The 19,584-nt window shown below is 48.2% G+C and carries 16 protein-coding genes; 4 read left to right on the forward strand and 12 right to left on the reverse strand.

What is annotated here, in order from left to right:
* Positions 1-99: 99 nt before the first annotated feature.
* Both Q0882_RS13805 and Q0882_RS13815 read right to left on the reverse strand, forming a co-directional pair.
* The gene (locus Q0882_RS13805) at positions 100-2,907 is read right to left on the reverse strand and encodes an EAL domain-containing protein (RefSeq protein ID WP_299182856.1); all 2,808 of its coding nucleotides are present in this window, start codon (positions 2,905-2,907) and stop codon (positions 100-102) included.
* 505 nt (positions 2,908-3,412) lie between these two features.
* Positions 3,413-4,003, reverse strand: a complete 591-nt coding sequence (locus Q0882_RS13815; protein WP_299182858.1) for a carboxymuconolactone decarboxylase family protein — start codon at positions 4,001-4,003, stop codon at positions 3,413-3,415.
* 100 nt (positions 4,004-4,103) lie between these two features.
* On the opposite strand from Q0882_RS13815, the gene Q0882_RS13820 reads away from it, so the two are divergent.
* The 3 genes from Q0882_RS13820 (at position 4,104) to Q0882_RS13830 (ending at position 7,954) form a co-directional block, all read left to right on the forward strand.
* On the forward strand, positions 4,104-4,874 hold the full coding sequence (locus Q0882_RS13820; RefSeq protein ID WP_299182860.1) for a LuxR C-terminal-related transcriptional regulator: 771 nt from the start codon (positions 4,104-4,106) through the stop codon (positions 4,872-4,874).
* 190 nt (positions 4,875-5,064) lie between these two features.
* The gene (locus Q0882_RS13825; RefSeq protein WP_299182862.1) at positions 5,065-6,480 is read left to right on the forward strand and encodes a solute carrier family 23 protein; all 1,416 of its coding nucleotides are present in this window, start codon (positions 5,065-5,067) and stop codon (positions 6,478-6,480) included.
* A 181-nt stretch (positions 6,481-6,661) separates the two neighbouring features.
* On the forward strand, positions 6,662-7,954 hold the full coding sequence (locus Q0882_RS13830; RefSeq protein ID WP_299182863.1) for an NCS2 family permease: 1,293 nt from the start codon (positions 6,662-6,664) through the stop codon (positions 7,952-7,954).
* Positions 7,955-8,092: 138 nt separating this feature from the next.
* On the opposite strand, the gene Q0882_RS13835 is transcribed toward Q0882_RS13830, so the two are convergent.
* The 3 genes from Q0882_RS13835 to Q0882_RS13845 are packed head-to-tail and all read right to left on the reverse strand — an operon-like array spanning position 8,093 to position 10,864.
* Positions 8,093-8,866 carry a metal ABC transporter permease gene (locus Q0882_RS13835; RefSeq protein WP_299182866.1) on the reverse strand — a complete coding sequence of 258 codons (774 nt, stop codon included), beginning with the start codon at positions 8,864-8,866 and terminating at the stop codon, positions 8,093-8,095.
* Positions 8,866-9,762: a zinc ABC transporter substrate-binding protein gene (locus tag Q0882_RS13840; protein ID WP_299182869.1), complete on the reverse strand. Its 897-nt coding sequence runs from the start codon at positions 9,760-9,762 to the stop codon at positions 8,866-8,868. Before Q0882_RS13840 ends, Q0882_RS13835 begins: the two co-directional genes overlap by 1 nt.
* A complete protein-coding gene (locus Q0882_RS13845; RefSeq protein ID WP_299182872.1) occupies positions 9,743-10,864 on the reverse strand; it encodes an outer membrane beta-barrel protein in 1,122 nt (373 codons plus the stop codon). Before Q0882_RS13845 ends, Q0882_RS13840 begins: the two co-directional genes overlap by 20 nt.
* Before the next feature lie 79 nt (positions 10,865-10,943).
* Here Q0882_RS13845 and Q0882_RS13850 point away from each other — a divergent pair, with 79 nt between their 5' ends.
* On the forward strand, positions 10,944-11,624 hold the full coding sequence (locus Q0882_RS13850) for a DUF1826 domain-containing protein (protein WP_299182875.1): 681 nt from the start codon (positions 10,944-10,946) through the stop codon (positions 11,622-11,624).
* 76 nt (positions 11,625-11,700) lie between these two features.
* Here Q0882_RS13850 and Q0882_RS13855 read toward each other — a convergent pair whose 3' ends face one another.
* The 7 genes from Q0882_RS13855 to Q0882_RS13885 form a co-directional block, all read right to left on the reverse strand.
* Entirely contained in the window at positions 11,701-12,453 is a 753-nt protein-coding gene (locus Q0882_RS13855) for a helix-turn-helix transcriptional regulator (RefSeq protein WP_299182877.1), read from the reverse strand.
* Positions 12,454-12,610: 157 nt separating this feature from the next.
* A complete protein-coding gene (locus tag Q0882_RS13860) occupies positions 12,611-14,548 on the reverse strand; it encodes an FAD-dependent monooxygenase (RefSeq protein ID WP_299182879.1) in 1,938 nt (645 codons plus the stop codon).
* Positions 14,549-14,664: 116 nt separating this feature from the next.
* Positions 14,665-15,174, reverse strand: a complete 510-nt coding sequence (locus Q0882_RS13865) for a hypothetical protein (protein ID WP_299182881.1) — start codon at positions 15,172-15,174, stop codon at positions 14,665-14,667.
* A gap of 83 nt (positions 15,175-15,257) precedes the next feature.
* Entirely contained in the window at positions 15,258-15,503 is a 246-nt protein-coding gene (locus Q0882_RS13870; protein WP_299182883.1) for a DUF6868 family protein, read from the reverse strand.
* Positions 15,504-15,569: 66 nt separating this feature from the next.
* Positions 15,570-15,893, reverse strand: a complete 324-nt coding sequence (locus Q0882_RS13875; protein WP_299182885.1) for an FKBP-type peptidyl-prolyl cis-trans isomerase — start codon at positions 15,891-15,893, stop codon at positions 15,570-15,572.
* 21 nt (positions 15,894-15,914) lie between these two features.
* Entirely contained in the window at positions 15,915-16,625 is a 711-nt protein-coding gene (locus tag Q0882_RS13880; protein WP_299182887.1) for a response regulator transcription factor, read from the reverse strand.
* Complete coding sequence (locus tag Q0882_RS13885; protein ID WP_299182889.1) at positions 16,622-19,519, reverse strand: cache domain-containing protein; 2,898 nt, start codon at positions 19,517-19,519, stop codon at positions 16,622-16,624. Before Q0882_RS13885 ends, Q0882_RS13880 begins: the two co-directional genes overlap by 4 nt.
* Between the last annotated feature and the right edge of the window lie 65 nt (positions 19,520-19,584).

Below are 19,584 nucleotides of genomic sequence, written 5' to 3' on the forward strand. Positions count from 1 at the left end.
CAGGGCCTAACCACACAGACCTGCACAGTGATCGATCTGTCTGGTGGTTTTTATGGAACGGTTTACTGCAATTGAAACACGTCGTTCGATAAACACTCTTTACCCAACGCCCCTTTCAACCAACAGTTGATTAAACTCACCGACTGGTAGCGGTCGGGAATAGTAATAGCCCTGAAATAGCTCACACCCGTACTCCCTCAACAGATCCAGCTGCTCCTTAGTCTCAACCCCTTCGGCTATCACTTTCAGATTGAGGTTGTGAGCCATAGAAATAATCGTACGGCAGATCATCGCGTCATCGGTATCGGCTGTAATATCCTGTACAAAAGAGCGATCGATTTTGAGTTTATCCAGAGGAAACCGCTTCAGGTAGCTCAGACTCGAATAGCCGGTACCAAAATCATCGATGCTAATCTGTATACCCAGTTCATGCAGCTGATCCAGCGCAGAAATGGTCTCCTCCGCATTACGCATAATCATGCTTTCGGTCAGTTCCAGGTCTAATGTATCTTGTGTGAGTGGGTAACGGGAGGTCGTCGTTTTTATCTTCTCAACAAATTGTGCCTGATGGACCTGCATTGCAGAAAGGTTCACCGACACAACAAAGCCGGGTATACGTTGCTGCCAGGTAGCCAACTGCTGACATGCGTTATCCAGCACCCAGTCACCGATATCAATGATCAGGCCAGTTTCCTCAGCAAGTGGGATAAATGCGTCAGGTGGGATTAAACCTTTTTCAGGATGGATCCAACGAATCAGGGCTTCAGCACCTATAACCTGCTGGGTAATCACATCAACCTGCGGCTGGTAGTAGAGTTCGAATTGTGAATCCTGCAACGCTTGATAGAGCGCATTTTCCAGAGTGATGCGCTCTTTTAATGAGTCGTCTAACCCTCGATTAAAGAACTGAGCACAGTTGCGCCCGGAATCTTTTGCGTGATACATCGCTGCATCCGCATTTTTCATCAACTGAATCGCTGTTTCACCATCGTCGGGATAGAGCGCGACCCCGATACTTGGCGTAACAAAGACATGTTGCAGCGCCAGCTTAATCTCACGTTGAAACGCACTCTGAATACGCTCAACAATGTGATTCACCTCTTCAACGGTCTGGAGAGGGTCCAGGACGATAACAAACTCATCTCCCCCCAGACGGGCGACCGTATCCGCGCCTCTGATAATGTCATGCAGGCGTGAACCCACCTCAATCAGTAACTGATCTCCCTCATGATGCCCTAAGGAATCATTTACCATCTTGAAGCGATCCAGATCGATGAAGAGTACAGCGATCTGATGCTCCCCACGCTCGGCTCGACGAAGGGCACTCTCCAATCGTTCTTCAAGCAAAATACGATTTGGTAAGCCGGTCAGCGCATCGTGCAGCGCCATATGCTTAACCCGCTCCTCCGCCATTTTTCGCTCATTAATCTCCATGTGAAGGTCACTGATTGCATGCGCTAACTCTTCAGTTCGCTCAGCAACACGTTGCTCCAATTCATCATGTGCTTTGGCTAAGGCTTCTGCTGCGGCCTTGCGTTTAGAGATATCCATCGTAATCCAGATCGAACCCTCAGAAAGGTTCGCTGGATCAATCGCCTTACTTCTAACTTCACACCAGACTGGCGTTTTGTCTTTACGACTCAGAAGCATCTCACCCTGATAAACCTTCCCCTCGGAAAGCGGCTCATAACAGGCTTTTCCTGCTTCAATCCAATCACCTTCGGTCAGGTACCACTGACGGGATGAACTGTTATCCAGTTCGCCGGGGTCGTAGCCAAACATCTCCTCAAAACGACGATTACAACGGGTTACTGTACGGTTCTTCAGGAAAACAATACCTACCATTGCATAATCAAGGATTAGGTTCTGCTCTTTGAGAATCGACTCTAAAGCCCGATTTGATTTAACCTGCTCATCGATATCCTCGACGATCCAGATATAACCCAACCCGGGTTGGTGAGTAGAGATAATATTGCCACGAATCTGGGTCCAGAATAGCTCTCCGTTTTTGCGTTTCATACGCAAACGCTGAGTGTAGAGGGTGCCATCCATCAATTTGGGATAAGCGGAATTTCCCAGCTTCTGGTACTCCCCCTCATTCGAATAAAGGATTGAACTGTTTTGGTTGATCAGTTCATCCACTGTGTAACCATAGATATCAGCGAATTTTCGGTTGCAGCGCATGATCTGGCGATCATGATTGGGCCCGTCCTGTATAAAACAGATCCCTGTCCCGGCGTGCTCGAAGATCACCTCCTGTTCGCAGAGAGTATTACGCAGCTGCTGTTCATTTTGGATAAATTGATCAACATCGAGTTCGCGCAGTTGAACGATCCAGCCATCATCCGCCAGTAATATTTTACTCACCTGAATGATATGCCAGCGCTCCCCTTCGGGATTTTCGGTTAGATAGTGCCCCTCAAAATAATCCTGATGCTCCAGTTGTTGCCAGACCATCAAAGCCTGATCTTTATCTGTGAAACGATCTACAAAATTCAGTTGATCCTCAGCGAGCATCTCCCGAGCCAGCCCCGAGCGCTCAATCAACACCCCCTGCTCATCGTAAGTTGAGACCAGGCTGTTATGATCCAGTATCGATTGGTGGGATTGCAGTGTTTTTGTCAGCTCAGGGTAACCGGGAATTTCACTGACGAGGTAGACCTCCCCAGATAGCTTTTCAACATGGAAACGACGGCGCTCACCCGAAGGAAACTGAAGCGTAAACAGATCGGACCTGTCCATTTCATCACTAAGTTTCTGCAGTGAATTGGGTGCAAGATCAACTAACTGTTCGAGCGTTGCAACGCCCCAACATTGTGCCGCAATCTGATTACCCCAGAGTATACGAGACTGTTGTAAATTGTATGCCCAGATAGCGGTATTAGAACTGGAAATCGTTTCTGCCATTAACTCAGCGGTCCTACTCTGGTTTCTCTTATATTTATTTTAGGTTGCCCCTTATTTTTATAGCAAAACCCAGGGTAGTACATGATGCATTAGTCGTGAACTTATTAACTAATTTTGTATCATTTTAACATCAAGCCTTCTCGCCTTTATCGATGACATTGCAACACTTCTGGATGATGTTGTAAGCATGACAAAGACTGCAGTATGAAAAACAGCGGGTGTTTTAGGTGAAGAGCTTGCTCTCAACGCCGAGCAGGTTTCAGGAGTCCGTGCGGACATAGAGCTGCCGGGTGTGTTAAAGGACTGATCGCAGATTTCAGCCAGGGTAAAAGTATGCTGCTTTCGATGAACATTGCAACGCTGCTTCAAGCACTCAACGGCGTTCTCGCCGGAGCCATAGCAGAAGCTGTGATGACACTTGGGGAAACAGCTACTCACGCCCTCTGATAATTTAATATAAATACACCCCTTAGGGTAACTGAGTCCCAGTGGACTCAGTTGATGATTACTGGTGTTTCCCCGGTTCCCACCCGGTCGAACCTATCGCTCTTTGGGCAACCTTTGCAGGCAGCTCTTCCAGCTGGGTGGCCATCGTGTCATTCCAACGATTCAGATACCCAAACAGCGCAATTGTCGCCACAATCTCAACAATCTCACCCTCAGAGAAATACCGCTTTAATTCTGTGAAATCCTCTTCAGAGGTTTCATTCGGCAGGTTCCCCGCCTTCAACGCCAGACGGATGGCAGCCCGCTCACCCCCATCAAACAGCGCACTGGTTTCAAACTCCCAAAGCGCTGCAATTTTCTCATCCGAAAGATTGTAGATACTGGAGAGATTCGTCATATGAGACTGGCAGTACTGACAACCAGAAGCCACACTACTCGCCAGCGCAACCAGCATCTTCAAATCCTCAGCAACACTTCCTTCATACAAAATCACCTGATTCAAACGACCAAACGCTTTTGATATATTGGGACGTCTCGCCATTGTTTTCACACTGTTCGGGCAGAAACCTCGCGTGGCTTCATAGTGTTCAAACATAGTACGAAGTTCATCATCCACTTCATTATTCTGTAAAGGTTCGATATGCGCCATACTGGACTCCCCTCTGTTTTAGCGATCTAATCAGACTACTGTAGAGGCAACCCTACGTCTGTCCCCATAGGGGGGGACAGAACAGACAAGAGCGAAGAGAATGTCAGATAAATTCCCCCCAAAAGCAGTTGCTGACCTGATCTTATCACTGGGTAACAGTGGTTTTTCTGACATACTTCTGAAGACACTGGAACCTATCTGCCGACCAGATCATCTATCGTTGCTCCATTTTCACCCTGAAGGTGAAATAACTTACATCTGTTCCGCCAACACCCCGGATCACCCCATATCACCAGCCCAACAGCAGCTCTATCTTTCTACCTATTCACAGTACGATCCCAATAAGTCACTGGTCAGCTCAATTAAGGATGAAGAGGAGGTGCTGGTGAAACGCCTCAAACCTGATGAGATAGGTAACGGTGGCTATCGCCAGTTATGGTACCGGGAGATAGGTATCATGGATCGAGTCTCTATCATCAGCGCCGCTGACAAAGGAGCATACTGTCTGAATCTGTTCCGAATTGAGCAGGAGTTTTCAGATGATGAGCTTGACGATATCACCCATCTGCGCGATCTATTGTCCGGGCTTATGATCAAACATAGTCGTCTTGCAGGCTCACTCTCTAACTTCATGACCCGAGAGGTCCAGATCAACCATCTTGTAGAGCGTCTCAAACTAATAAATGCGCAATTAACTCCTAGAGAGACCGAGGTGAGTGCCCGCATTCTGTTGGGCATGAGCTCAGAGGGGATCGCACTTGATCTGGGTATCAAGAGAGAGAGCGTAAACACCTATCGAAAACGGGCCTATGCCCGGATGAACATCAGCAGCCAGAATGAACTGTTTGCACTCTGCTTAACATCCAAGTGATCCCCCCCTCAAAAACACAAAAAATGATAGCGGCTAAGCCTAAAGGATAATCCCCTTGTTACATTTGGTTAACTTTTAGAAAAAGTTCCGAAAAACTCTTTGTTTCTACTGTGCGCGGTTAAATACCCCACTGTCTGGGTGGCTTTACACACCTGTACTGTGCCCCACTACGCTTCTGAAGGAATTAAGAATGCCGCTATTAAAACGAGAATTTGGAGCTGAGCAGCCATACTGGCGTGCCGGTCCATTCAAAATTCGCTTACCTTTTGTCCACTACCGTTGGGAAACGCCGGAGATGATCCAGGGCCTGATCATGTTCGTGGTGGGTCTGGCAATGATTCCCCTGCTGGAAAAATACCTGGGAATGCCATATGAGGCAGCTCTGGCATTCACCTTCGTCGCAGGCCTTTGTTACTGTTTACCTGCACTTTTAGGTGTTCCCCTTGTACCTGGCTGGATCACACCGGCAATACCCGTAGTATTGCTCTACCTGAAAGGATTTGAGCCTGGGCCGGAAGCGATCAAAGCGCTGTTTGCACTTCAGATTGAAGTAACCCTGATCTTCCTGATACTGGGTATCACCCGTTTAGGTTCGAAGCTGGTTGATGTCATCCCTAATTCACTGAAAGCGGGTATCATCATCGGTGCAGGGATCGCAGCAATGATGGGTGAGCTTAAGGTTGGTGGTCGTGTAGATGCTACACCGATCTCTCTGATTGTTGGTTCAATCATCTCTGCTTATATCCTGTTCTCTCTCTCATTCAAGAACATTATGAATGAAAGCTCACTGGCCAAGCGTATCGCTAATTTCGGTATGGTTCCCGGTATGATCATCGCTATGATTATCGGCTGGACCACCGGTGAATATGCTGTTCCAGATATTCAGTGGGGTATTACCCAACCCGATTTTGGTTTGATGCTTCAGTACCTTACCTTTACGGTAGGCTTCCCGGGTTGGGATGTCTTCCTATTAGCGATCCCAACCGCTCTGATCGCCTACGTTATTGCGTTTGGTGACATCATTGTTGGCTTCACGCTGGTTAAACGTGTCGACCACCTACGCAAAGATGAATCGATCGAAGAGAGCGTTGACCGTGTTCACTTGGTCACAGCGCTACGTAACGGTATTCATGCATTTCTGGCCCCATGGCCGGGTCTGGCAGGACCATTATGGACGGCAGCACACGCGACTGTTGCAGAACGCTATGCAATGGGCCGTAAAGCGATGGATTCTATCTACAGTGGTGGCGGTACCTTCTGGGTTACTGGTCTGGTTGCCCTATTTATCCTACCGCTAGTGACCCTGTTCAAGCCGGTACTGCCTATCGCCCTGTCCTTGACGCTGATCCTGACTGCATATATCTGCATCATGGTGGGTATGGAGCAGTTAAAAAATCCAACTGAGCGTGGTGTAGCAGGTATTGTTGCGGTAACGCTGGCAATGCCCGATCCAAAATCCACGGTCTATGCGGTGGTGATCGGCCTTCTACTCTACTTCCTGATCGAACGTCCTAAACTGATGGGGCGTCACCGACCAGAAGATGAGGTTATCTTTGCAGATGGCGAAGAAGATAAGCCAATAGTCAAAGAGAAAGCGGAAGCCTGATTAAACCCGCTATACTGCTGCTATAACTAAGTTCACACAACGGGTGCCCCAAATCAAAACCGGGTACCCGTTTTTTTATCTGTCCAGTCTCACTTCCCGCACACATAAAATCATACGACTTTCCGCTAACATCTGGTTAAAATAGCCCGCTTTCTTATCCCAGAGAGCAAAAAGGCGAAACATGCTGGAACAACTCTTTAAGCTCAAAGAGCACAACACAACCGTAAAAACGGAAGTGCTGGCCGGTGTCACCACCTATCTGACCATGGCCTACATCATCTTCGTTAACCCCAGCATGCTGGCAGCAGCGGGGATGGATCAGGGAGCGGTCTTTGTAGCCACCTGCCTGGCCGCAGCAATCGGCTGTCTGATTATGGGCCTATGGGCAAACTACCCTGTAGCAATGGCACCGGGCATGGGCCTTAACGCGTTCTTTAGTTTTACCGTTGTCGGACAGATGGGGTATAGCTGGCAGGTAGCATTGGGAGCCGTCTTCCTCTCCGGCATCTGCTTTTTCCTACTCTCCGTGTTCCGTATTCGCGAGTGGATTATTCATAGCATCCCGCTCTCTCTTCGCGGGGGCATCGGCGCGGGCATAGGGTTATTTCTTGCGTTTATTGCACTGAAAAATGCGGGGATTGTCGTCGATAATCCTGCCACTCTGGTCACAATCGGCGATATGACAAGCTGGGGGGCCATCATGGCTTGCCTTGGCTTTGTTGTCATTACTGCACTCTACCATCGACGAGTGACAGGTTCGGTCATGATCGGGATTTTACTGGTTACCCTGATCAGCATCTTTGCCGGTCAGGTTCAGCTGCAGGGAATTGTCTCTGCACCACCCAGTCTTGCCCCAACCTTCGCACAATTAGATATCTCCTCTGCGTTGGAAGTAGGTTTGATCGCTATCGTCTTTTCCTTTCTGTTTGTCGACCTGTTTGATACTTCAGGAACACTGATCGCAGTCGCACAGAAAGGCGATCTGCTGGATAAAGATAATAAGCTTCCCCGCCTTGGTCGCGCGCTGATGGCAGACTCAGGTGCAACGATGGCCGGTGCCGTTATGGGAACCTCCACAACCACCAGCTATATAGAGTCTAGTGCAGGTATTGCGGTCGGTGGTCGAACCGGACTCACCGCTGTTGTAGTCGGTATACTGTTCCTGTTATCACTCTTCCTCTCCCCTCTAGCAGGCACGATTCCAGCTTATGCGACAGCCCCTGCCCTGTTTTTTGTCGCAGTGCTGATGACACACAGCCTGGTTAAAATCGACTGGGACGATATCACTGAAGCAGCACCCGTTGTGATCGCTGCTGTGACAATGCCTTTGACCTTCTCAATTACCACAGGCATCGCACTGGGCTTTATCTCCTACTCGGTACTGAAAATACTAACTGGCCGTATCAATATGCTGAACTCAGCCATGCTGATTCTACCGGTGCTTTTTATCGTTAAGATGGCGCTCTACGGTTAATGTTTTAGCCTGTAACCTTTGCTACACGTAATAAAAAGCCTGATGCATGCATCAGGCTTTTTCCATTAAGGCCCATTACTCTGTCACCACACCAGCAGGCATACAGACAGAATTGGTCAGGAGAGTTTTTACGGAACCCTATTCAGAATGGAAACCAACCCTATTTTCTGGACGCATTAGGAACTGCTGACAAAATAGTGCGATAAGCAGAGATAAAATGATGCTGACGACAATACTAGCGGCTGCCGGAAGGTCGTAGTGCCAGGCAATAGCTAATCCGATCATGAACCCCGTACAGCCAACGGCATAGGCCCACATTGTAGACCGGTTATATACTATCGAAGCCAAAGCCGGAGCTATCAGGCAGACAAACACAAGGTAGATTCCAGCTTTCACTACTGAAAGAGTGATGGTCACCGCGAATATCAGATAGAAAAAGCGCTCCAGTTTCTCTGGCCAGATAAACCTTAATAACTGCACAAAGACAGCAACAAAACCCAGCAGGATCAGGTCTTGCCAATCCAACCAGAGAATATCTCCGCTGAGGGTACTGGTTAATAGCTGTCCACCTTTGGGCTGTCCAGCAACTAGCAAAACCAGTGCAGATGCAGCACTCACGTAGATCAAGCCAATAAACGCTTCCCGCCACTCTGCAAAGCTTTTATTTATCCAAGCAACAACGCCCACGCCAAACAGGGCAAACGTAACCGCCATCCCCTGAAGAAGCCACTGATCTTCACTGTGCCCATGCAATTGACTCGCTATAACGGTTCCTAATGCGGCCACTTGCGCAATCGCCAGATCGATAAAGACAATCCCACGTTTTAGAACCTGAAAACCCAGTGGGATATGGCTTGCCAATATCAACAGACCAGCGACTAAAACGGGTAACCCAATCTCAAAAAGATTCACTATTTAGCGACCTGCAGCTGTGATAAAAGATGATCAAACAGACGTTCCAGATTGTTTATCTCCCCTTTTAAGTCAACTGTAGCCGGCAGGTTCAGGTGCTGAACTCCGGTCTTGCCAGAAAGCCAATCGGCCGCTCTGTCGTTCTGATACCAGTTCGTCAGAATCGCAGCTGGCTGACTTTTACGGGTGTCCTCCACCAGTGACTGCGCATGGGCCATCGTTGGTGGAACACCCGGTGCCGGTTCCAGATCTGCAATAACCTCCATCCCGACCCAATCGATGAGATAGTCAAAACTGGTATGCTGTACAACCACTGGCTGCCCTTTTAGTTGGGAAGCCTGCTGCTGCCAGCTCTGAATAGAGTTCTGCCAGTTCTTTTTCCACTGTATCAGAGTTTGCTGATACTGCTCTTGAGAATCCGGATCAATCAGCTGCAACCGTTGAGTGATCACTTCCGCCAATATAGAGACCCGTTCAGGATCCAGATGGAAGTGAGGGTTCCCTTCGGGATGTACATGTTCCGTACTGAAAAACTTAGTTTCATGCTGCCCTATGGTCTCGATAAACGGTGCCAAATAGAGCATCCCGTCCGCTCCATCAGTGACCTGTCGGTTAGACGCTCGCTTCTGTAAAGCCGGCAGCCAGCCTGACTCCAGCCCTGCACCACTGCAGATGGCAATATCAGCTTTAGCCAGCTTAGAGATCAGACTGGGCCGCGCTTCTATATAGTGCGGATCCTGATATACATGCGTCGCGCTAAACACCTTAGCTTCAGGCGCTAACGATTGACTCAGGGCTGCCCACTCAGGCTCACAGGTAAATATGGTTAATGCTTGCGCGGTGTTAACCACCGCAAACAAGCTTAACACCAGCAACTTAGAAACTATGTGCGGCATGGGCACCAAATCCAATCTGGTAATGAAGGGTAATCGCGTTATCTGCACCTTCCATATGATCGGCATCCTGATGTTTATATTCCAGGCGCAAACGCTGAGTATGTGTGGGCTGCCAGCTCAACATTAAACTGGTTTCAGTTAAACGACTCTCTTCCCATTCATGATCACCATCATGCTCATGCTCTTCAGCCAGATTGACTCGGCCGTGGCGAATACCGGTTGCCCAGTTCTCATCAAATTGATACACACCTGACAGGTACCAGCCATCATAATGATCCACTTCTGCACCATAGAGATCATCAACATAGGCATATTCAGCCGCAATCTTAACCTGTTGCTGACGGTTATTACCCTGTGGCGCCCATTTCCATACTAAATCCGCTAAATAAAGCTTCTTACCTTGATATTCAGCCCCATGAGAGTGGCCTTCATGACCATGCTCATCGTGGTCGTCGTCATGATCATCTTCATCATGATGCGCAGAGGACTGAGTTCTATTTCGAAGGTAACTTAACCCCATCTGCCAACTGGCATTGTCACCAATATCATCACCAAACTCGGTAGACAGCGTCCAGGTACCGATGCTTGATTCAGATTTTTCCTCTCCCAGTTCATCGCCGGTAAATGCTCCTGCACTCAAACGCCAGTAACGATCGGTTGGAGCTAACCAACTAACGCCGACACCATCATCATAGTAATGCCCGCCTAAGAAAGCTCTGTAGAGTAAGGGCCTCTCGCTGAAATTATCTGAATGGCTATGAGTTGCATTGAGGTAGCCGATATCTGCCAAGAATCGTCCCGCTGTTACATTTATCCCGCCCGGTAATGCTGCAGACTGCAGATAAGCCTCTTCAAGCTCAAGATCACTCTCCTGCTCGTTCCACTCTCCAACCAACGCCAAATGTGCTGTTGCTACATCGGCAATCTCCTGTGACAGGCTTAATTCACTATGACTGGAGCCAAAACCTTCGGTACGCCCGCCCAGAGCGGTGGACTCGGACTTGTGGTAAGCATCCAGAATCACTCCGATCTCAAGAGCATTCACTGTAGTTGCCTGTGAACAGAGCATAGTTGAAACCAGCACCATCGCTTTTCTTTTCATCAATAAATCTCTAAACTTTGTTTATGTTATATCATAACATAATAAAGCATTTAGAATGGTTTTGAAATAGGTGATGAGTGTGGGCGCTGCTGAGTACATTGATAGAAAAAATGATTTAACTGCTGGCCTTGAGGCAGATAACTACATCTTAAGTGAGTTGCCTGAGGTCATGACCACTATCTATGAGGAACAGATAAATCTGGTGATCTGGCAACGCTCACTGAATCCTTCTATCCTCCAATACTGCCACCAACTTGTTGATAGCTATCCAAACTTTAATATGCGCTCAGTTATCAAACCCAAGAGTGCACCACAATCGCTCAGCTCTGTTCTCCCTGATCAGAAAGGGCGAGACGTATTCATTCAAGACCTGACCCTGCTCGTGGAGATGTACAGCTGTTTATTTGATCTGGATGAGGTTGGGGTAAGGTTGCAGGTGCTTGATCGGGCTATGTGTCCCCGCTTCCATACGGATAAATTAGGCTGCCGCCTAGTCTCTACCTACGTCGGAGAGGGAACCGAATGGCTACATAATCGGGATATTGATCGCAGCAAACTGGGTGCTGGTAACCAGGGGTTAAGCGATGATAAATCAGGCCTTTATTCCAACGCTGCATCTATTCAACAGGCCTGCATGGGTGATGTCATTCTGTTAAAAGGGGATGGCTGGTATGACAATGAAGGACTGGGGGCTGTACACCGATCTCCAACCGTAAAACATCACCAGCAACGTCTCGTCGTTACCATGGATTTTGCCTAAGTGAAAATATTCAATTTTATGCGCTTATTGGCGATCAGTGACTATCAGAACGCTGAAGCATAATGCTCAAGATCGATCACACGAATCTGACCAGTTCAGATTTACGATTGATCTTTAGTTTTTTGAACGCTCTTTTTTTGTAAGTGATCACTGTCGACTCAGACAGATCTAATTCAATCCCTATCGATTTTGCAGTATGACCACCCAACATCATATTACAGATCTGAGCTTCACGTTCAGAAAGGCCTGATGCCAACAGGGATTGAATCACACCTCGCTGTTTACGTTCATCACGAAAGTGCTTTAACAGCAATGAACCTATGAGTGAGGAGATGAGTTTCAATGAATCCAGTTGCCCCTCCGCAAAACCCTCCTCCTTTTTACTGTAAAAGTTCACATAAAAGAGGTGCTGACTCGTGGGATCAAGCACGACAAATGAGAATTTAGAGTCAAAATTAGGAACATTAAAAAAGCGCCTGCGGTATACCGGAGGAAGCCCACGCTTTTCAAGGAGCCTCCATGGCGCCTTATCGGTTTGAGTGAGTACCGATGCCTTTAGCTCCTTTAACATGGGATCATCAAGATAGGCACCATCGAGATACAGTGATGCTAACTCCAGCCCTAGATCGGGGCTTGCCACATTATGCGCCAGACGGCAGGTCGCATATTCTCCGTTGGGAGCAAATTCGAACACCATATATTGATCAATCTGGGCGAGTGATTTCATCATCTGAAAGAAGCGTGGGTAAAACTCACCACTACCAAGCCGATCGATACAACCCGCAACGTGCTCCGTCAGATCCTGCCAAATATCACATGCAGTGGGCATAACCACCTCTGTTTACACCTGAGTCGATAAGTATAGCGCGACGCGCACCTAAATTTGTCCCTATTTAATAGGGACAAATTTATGCAGACAAACAGGGCTTAAGATCATCAGGGAGCTAGGTGGAATACCCCCTGAGAACTGATTCAGATCTCCCTGTTCACGCACCTACTGACGGGACCATAAAGCGATCAAAGAATGCTGTAAGTTCAGTATGTGCATTCAGAGGCAATATATTCGCGACATGCTGATCAGGCCTTACAATCACCATACAACCCTGTTTACGATCAATTCCTCGCTGCTCAAAGATATCCCTGCCCTCTTCCGCATGAAATACCTTCTCATAATCTCTCAGGCCGTATCTGCCTTTGGCTGGCCAGAGATAATCAGGTAGGGTTTCAATCGCCAGGTCTCGCTGTTGGAAGACCGCATAAACATCAATCAGAGAGTCAATATCACTCTCTTCCGGGGTGTATTTTCTAACCGGTGAGGCATCAGAAGCACTCATGAACTGTATAAGCTTGTTCACTTCTGATGAAGTATCCACAGGGTTCTGCTGATTTCCGAAAACGAAAATACGCCAGCGTCCATCTGCTTTATTCAGATGCCCCAGATGCTGTGGTCGGCCATCAGAGACCCGCACAGCTTCAGCTGAATGGAAGCGCTGACCGATCATAAAACCCCGCGCCAGAGACTGATTCTCGTGGCCCGTGCAGATGTATGAGGGGTCGTAACCGATCGATGTACCTGCGATAAAACCGTTCTGTCGAGCGATAAATCGTTCGATATCAGCGGTGTCTGTCTTAGTCTGCCCAGCCGGGTTACTCGCAGTCGGACGGGTCGCCACCAGCGCGGACATCTCTTTGTCAGCATTGATCAACATATGCGCAACTTTACGTCGTTCAGACGAATAGGTTTGCAGTAACTCCGGACAACAGCTCCCCCGCAACACTGATGCCAACTTCCAACCCAGATTAAAAGTGTCTGGCAGTGACGTATTCAGGCCCCAGCCCCCCTTAGGGCTGTGGGTATGACAAGCATCACCTGCAACAAAAGCCCGCGGGATAAGGGAATTAGCATTTCCCAGAGGGCGATCATCAAAACGATCCGCCACCCTCTGACCCACCTCATAGATCGACCACCAGGCGACCTCCTTCACATCCACTGTATAGGGGTTCATGATCAACTGAGCTTTGGCGATAATATCATCCACACCCAGGTCAAGATTTGAAGCACGCTGATCCTTGCCTAAAAGATCCAGCTCTACATAGAGCCTTACCAGATATCCACCTTCTCGGGGCACCAACATAACAGCGCCGTTCTCTTTGGACTGGATAAAGCTTTTCACTCGGATATCAGGGAAGTCCGTGACTAACAGAACATCCATAACCCCCCACGCTTTATTAGCCGAGTCACCCTCCAGTTCGATCGCCAGATTTTTCCGTACAGCGCTCCTGGCACCATCGCATCCCACAACATAACGAGCACGAACCGTTTCAACTTTTGCCGACTCTTCCGCATTGTTGCGTTCAAAAGTCGCTGTCACCGGATATGCGTTCAGATCCTGAGTCAGCGCAGAATCCACTTCAAGCTCAAGCAGGCGACGATTATAGTGAGGTACAAGATGGGTGACAGAGTTCACCATCCCTTCAAGTAGCAGATCATGTAACCGTGCCTGATTGACCACTCCATGGATGAACTCCGAGAGGCCAAGTCGTGCATCAGGCACTTTATGGGTGCGTTTTATATGCGCTGGCTGCTCATTATCAGGCTCCCAGAATGCATTCTGATGCAGCTGATAGGTCTCATTTACCAACGCACTGCTGTTAAACGCCTCCATGATCTCCATAGTCCGACAGGAGATACCATCTGCCTGCCCAAACAACAGAGGACCTGATTTCTGGTCAACAATACAGGTGGTAATATCCTTAAATTCAGCTAACTGCCTCGCCAGTGCCAAACCGGCGGGGCCACAGCCGATGATTAACACATCCACCTCTTTAGGCAGATCAACAATTGGCGGGACTGCAGCAGGTTCACGTACTGAATCTGGGATCTGATAATTACCGGGTTTAAAACCGTTGAGATGATACTGCATCACATACTCCTCTTTTCTTATTCGCTGGCTCAGCCTTAACTGGTAGCGTTCAGTCTAAGCGGGGGTGCTCAGGGAGTGTGTCATCTCAAAATGGGGACGTTTAAACCAGCATGACCTCAGTTATGGCAGGTACGCTTATCTAAAGCGCTCACCTCAGAAAAAAAATCGGTCATCTTCTCCTTGAAAGTAGCCTCTGTCATCACGGATTCGCGTAGCTTGAGTCTGAATAGATCTCCATCCATCTTAAGCCCAGAGGGGGCGGGTAATTCGATCTCTTCGCTCAGGCGCTTGAATGCATCACTATGGGTGCTTATCCGTGCTTCTAATTCAGGGGAAAAATCGAGCCAGCGATTGAGCTTCCTATCGGTTTTCACCTGCCCAGGTGAATACTGTAATAACCATTGAACGGCGACAGCTCTGCGCTTCACCCTCAATAACTGCTGATCCCGATAGTGCTCTGCGAGCTGTTTATAATCTGGCATTTTCTGAATGATGAGCTCTGTACTACCCTGCTGCCACTTAGTTTGCGCCATGGCATAAAGATCATACTTTTCCTGACAGCTTAAATCTGCAGCCAAAGTGCACGCCGGTAACAGGGTTAGAATCATCAAATATAGATAGTTCATGCAGGTCACTCTCATACGACTCAACCCTATAGTTATCTCGCACTCTAAGCCGTCAGGAGCAACACCATTTAGTGCAGATTCGATTATTGCATCAACTTCAAAGCGATGTAAGGAACCAGATTAAAGATAAGAATCAACATTTTATAGTGAGCGATAAATTGCAGATACAATTGATTCAATTGCGATTCTGTAACTGAGAACATCTGACTATGAAGTTGTAATATAGTGCGCTTTGCGAAGAGTATAATAGCGGTAGACAGCACCAGTATCCCGACATTAATCAGACTACACCATCCCAAAAAAGTGGTTAATGATTGCAGGTCAAACATAAACACCTCTCTAAACACCCCTTTGAAGTGTAGTGGAAAGAGCGATGCTGATGCAGAGATGAGGCATTAGTTAATGATTGAGAGCAGAGAGACTTTACAATGTAAAACGGCATTTTCAGGAATACGCCCGGGTACGCCTTTATCGCCATAAGCCAGATTTGGGCTGATTTTGACCTCACGATATCCGCCGGGCTTCATACCGGTTAACGTTTTTGCAACACCTGTAATCATCTCGGAGCGGTTGATCACACCGCGGTATTTTCCCTGCGAAACCTGCTCCCCTTGATTGAGCAGCACCTCCAGTTGATATTCAATCAGGTCGCCAGGGGTAGCTGCCACCCCCTGCCCTTCACGTTCGCTTAATAACTTAATACCCTTGATCAGGTTCATAGTGACTCACACCCACTCTCTTCAGGACTCCCAACGCACCTCACTGGTAAACATATAACCAGCGCCATAAACGGTTTTAATCAGCTCTGGATGTTGCGGGTCTGATTCAATTTTTTTCCGCAACCGAGACATACGTACGTCGATACTGCGATCATAGGGAACACAGTTCTCCCCTAATAACTGGTCTCGGGAGAGTATCTGAAACGGGTGCTTCAACAGCGCCAGCAACATATCCCCTTCAGCACGACTCAACGACTCCTCTGGCTTGGATTTGTGCTTGAGGCTGAGCGATTCAGGTTGGAAAGTCCAGTTACCAAAACGCGCTAGCTTAGGCTTCTCATGCTGCTGACTTTTATGTTTGCGGATACGTCGCAGCAAACTTTGTACCCTTGCCACCATCTCACGAGGCTCAAACGGCTTGGTGATATAGTCATCCGCCCCAAACTCGAGGCCAAGTACCCGGTCCGTCAACCCATCCCGTCCGGAGACGATAATGACGCCGATCTCCTTACCCTCGAGTAGCCGAACCAGCTCCATACCATCCATATCAGGCAGATTGAGATCAACAATACAGATCTCCGGTTCCATAGCACTTAACTCGGCCAGTGCAGACTCACCGGTTAAAAAGCTACGGGCATCATAACGGAAGCTGTTCAGTGTAGAGCAGATCATCTGATTCAGATCACTCTCATCTTCTATGACATAGATCAGCGGAGTCGTTGCGGCTGTCATGACGTTTTCTCCTGTGTTACATCGGTCATGCAGGGGCTAATGGCACGCGCCAGCGCTGCGGAATCGAACGGTTTTTGTAGTAAAGAGAACTCAAAATCGGTCTCTGGCGGTGATTCACTATAGCCGGTCATAATTACAGAGAAAGATTTAGGAAACAAGCAGTTAACAGCAGCAGCAACGTCATATCCCGTGCTGTCGCCTGGCATAATTACATCCGAAACCACCCCCGCAAGCGTTTCCAAACCGGTTAACAGTTGGAGCGCCTCATCTCCAGATCCCGCTTCGATAACGGTATAACTCATCTCAACCAACTGATGACGTACGACCAATCGAACATCCCGGTTATCTTCAACCAACAAAACTAAAGAACTCTCTGATTGCTCCGGAGGTAACAGTTCCTGATGATCCGGTTTATTCGCAACCGCTTTTTCAATCTCAATCTCCGCCGCAGGCAACAGCAGATCGATTTTCGCTCCAGATTGTCCAGGGTCCTGATCTTCACGATTCATGATCCTGAGATACCCTTTGGACTGCTTCACAAAACCATAAACCATACTCAAGCCCAATCCAGATCCTGCCCCTGTCTTTTTGGTGGTGAAGAAGGGCTCACACGCCTGCTCAAGAGCATCCTCAGAAAATCCGTCGCCACAATCCACAACGGAGATCATCACATACTCTCCCCGTTTGACCGTTTCATCCCAGCTGGCGCAAGTTACATCAGGATTGGTACAACGCACCCCCGCAACACGCAGACTTAGCTCCCCGCCTTTTGGCATCGCATCAACCGAATTGAGAGCCAGATTGACGAGTGCGTCTTCCATCTGCGCCTCATCCACGTAAACATCTGGTGTATTCGGGGCAACCTCTGTCGTTAACCTGATATTTTCCGGCATGGGAGCCGCAAGAAGGTCAACCAGTTCATGGATCAACCACTCCGGCGAAATCCGCCCAGGAAGCAGGGGCTGTCTGCGCGAAAAGGCCAGTAACCGCTTGGTCATATCGGCGCCACGACGTGTCGCTCTTATCGCCGGTGCTAAATTGGATTGCAGCGCTTCCGGGAGCTCCCTGTTGCCTTTAAGCTCCAGTAAATTCCCCAGAATAATCGTCAGCAGATTATTAAAGTCATGTGCCAATCCACCTGACATCTGCCCGACCGCCTTCATCTTACTCGCTTCAGCCATGCGCTGTTCTACTTCACGCTCATCTGTTATATCGATTGAGAGTGTCAGCATCCCTTCTACCTCTTTGCGCATATTGTAGAATGGCAGCACTGTACGACGCGTCAGGACCTCTTTACCGTGATGTTTGAGGCAATACTCATAGACAGGTGTTTCCCCTCGCATCGCCATCTCAATATAGGGCTGCAGCGCCTGACTCATCTCAGTACCAACCACTTCGGTAAATGTTTTACCGACGATCTCATTTTTGGACTGATCAAAGATATCCCGATACTGGCGGTTGGCAAAAATATAACGCTGTTCAGTATCCAGATAGGCGACCTGTGCAGGGAGCGCATCAAGAATCAAGCGCTGTCGGGTCTCAACCGCCCGAAGTTCATCCTGGGTCTGCTGTAGAGAATCAACAGCCTCCCGTAACTGAGTATTGGAGGCTGATAACTCTTTTGTACGTGCATTCACACGGGTGTTGAGGGTATCAATATTCTCTCTGAGCCGGTCGACCATGTAGTCGAACGATTCAGCCAGTACGCCGAGTTCATCCGTCCTCTGAATACCGGTTTTGGCAGAAAGGTTTCCTCGACTGATCTTATAAGCGGTCTGAGAGAGGCTTTTAATCGGTGAGGTCAGCCACTCTGCAAACAGGAACACTGCGACTATCGAGGCAAGCAAACCGAAGAACCCCATCGCCATAATTCGCTGACTTAGCTGCACTGAGCTGGCTTTCAGATCGTCCAGATAGACCGAGGAGCTGATATACCAATCAAAGCCCGAAAGATGTCTCACCAGCGAAAGCTTCTCATACTCGTAGTTACCCGGATCATCCGGGCGATCCCATTTGTAATAAAGCTCTTCACCCGTATCCGCGACCTCCATCAGGTCAAGATAGATCGGATGATCTGTTATCGGATTCAGCTGGCTTTTGAAGTTAATTCCATGAATATTAGCGTTGGGATGAAACAGCATATTCCCTTTTGAATCAAAAACATAAAGATAACCATTACTGGCGATCTTAATATTCTTCAGCGCTCGATTGATCTCCTCAATCGCCTTCTGTTTCTGCGCTTTGACCTCGTTCTGAATATCATCAATATAAACGCCTGCTCCGATCACAAACCCCCATTCAGGATAGTTTTTCACATAGGAGTATTTATCGATGATTTCGCTTTCATTAAGACGGTTCCATTTGTATTTATAAAACCCTTTCCCATCCGTGAGTGCGAGATTGAGTAGCCCAGGAATAATCAGGTTACCATCCTGATCTTTAACCTCCGCCATATTACTCTGGTTGTACTGATCCGAGGGGTGCGACAACAGGTTCGCCTGATAATCAGAGATCCAGATATAGTCACCTTTACCAAACTGAAAGGTCCTCAGATCTGAAAACACCGTCTTCCAGATCTGTTCATCGGAGATCCCCTGTCGGCGACCCTCCTCCAGTTGAACACGGATATGATTTTCCGTCAGATCAAGCACTGAACTGAGCCGCTGTTCGTGGGATTTCAACGTTTTGTCGACATAACTTTCAGTACTTGCATACATCCGGTTTGCCAGATCATAAACGATATTGAGCACCTGACGATTTGAGTTCAGTTCAAGATGAAAGACATTCTGTTTGATCAACGGAACGGTAAAAAAGTAGATCGCAGCGAAGATGCTTCCAATCAGCGCCAGAAGCATTAAAAACAGTCGGATCGTAATGGGTGAACGGCGATACATCGGGTTACTTTCTTATAGTTTTTATCGTTAGAGTCTGCATCAACTCTGACCCCGGAGGCAACAGT

The sequence above is a fragment of the uncultured Neptuniibacter sp. genome, from assembly GCF_947498015.1.
Lineage (GTDB): Bacteria > Pseudomonadota > Gammaproteobacteria > Pseudomonadales > Balneatricaceae > Neptuniibacter.

Excerpts from the sequence above, each read along its gene's own strand:
- Q0882_RS13805 (WP_299182856.1), bottom strand. The coding sequence starts at position 2,907 with ATGGCAGAAACGATTTCCAGTTCTAATACCGCTATCTGGGCATACAAT.
- Q0882_RS13815 (WP_299182858.1), bottom strand. The coding sequence starts at position 4,003 with ATGGCGCATATCGAACCTTTACAGAATAATGAAGTGGATGATGAACTT.
- Q0882_RS13820 (WP_299182860.1), top strand. The coding sequence starts at position 4,104 with ATGTCAGATAAATTCCCCCCAAAAGCAGTTGCTGACCTGATCTTATCA.
- Q0882_RS13825 (WP_299182862.1), top strand. The coding sequence starts at position 5,065 with ATGCCGCTATTAAAACGAGAATTTGGAGCTGAGCAGCCATACTGGCGT.
- Q0882_RS13830 (WP_299182863.1), top strand. The coding sequence starts at position 6,662 with ATGCTGGAACAACTCTTTAAGCTCAAAGAGCACAACACAACCGTAAAA.
- Q0882_RS13840 (WP_299182869.1), bottom strand. The coding sequence starts at position 9,762 with ATGCCGCACATAGTTTCTAAGTTGCTGGTGTTAAGCTTGTTTGCGGTG.
- Q0882_RS13845 (WP_299182872.1), bottom strand. The coding sequence starts at position 10,864 with ATGAAAAGAAAAGCGATGGTGCTGGTTTCAACTATGCTCTGTTCACAG.
- Q0882_RS13855 (WP_299182877.1), bottom strand. The coding sequence starts at position 12,453 with ATGCCCACTGCATGTGATATTTGGCAGGATCTGACGGAGCACGTTGCG.
- Q0882_RS13860 (WP_299182879.1), bottom strand. The coding sequence starts at position 14,548 with ATGCAGTATCATCTCAACGGTTTTAAACCCGGTAATTATCAGATCCCA.
- Q0882_RS13865 (WP_299182881.1), bottom strand. The coding sequence starts at position 15,174 with ATGAACTATCTATATTTGATGATTCTAACCCTGTTACCGGCGTGCACT.
- Q0882_RS13870 (WP_299182883.1), bottom strand. The coding sequence starts at position 15,503 with ATGTTTGACCTGCAATCATTAACCACTTTTTTGGGATGGTGTAGTCTG.
- Q0882_RS13875 (WP_299182885.1), bottom strand. The coding sequence starts at position 15,893 with ATGAACCTGATCAAGGGTATTAAGTTATTAAGCGAACGTGAAGGGCAG.
- Q0882_RS13880 (WP_299182887.1), bottom strand. The coding sequence starts at position 16,625 with ATGACAGCCGCAACGACTCCGCTGATCTATGTCATAGAAGATGAGAGT.
- Q0882_RS13885 (WP_299182889.1), bottom strand. The coding sequence starts at position 19,519 with ATGTATCGCCGTTCACCCATTACGATCCGACTGTTTTTAATGCTTCTG.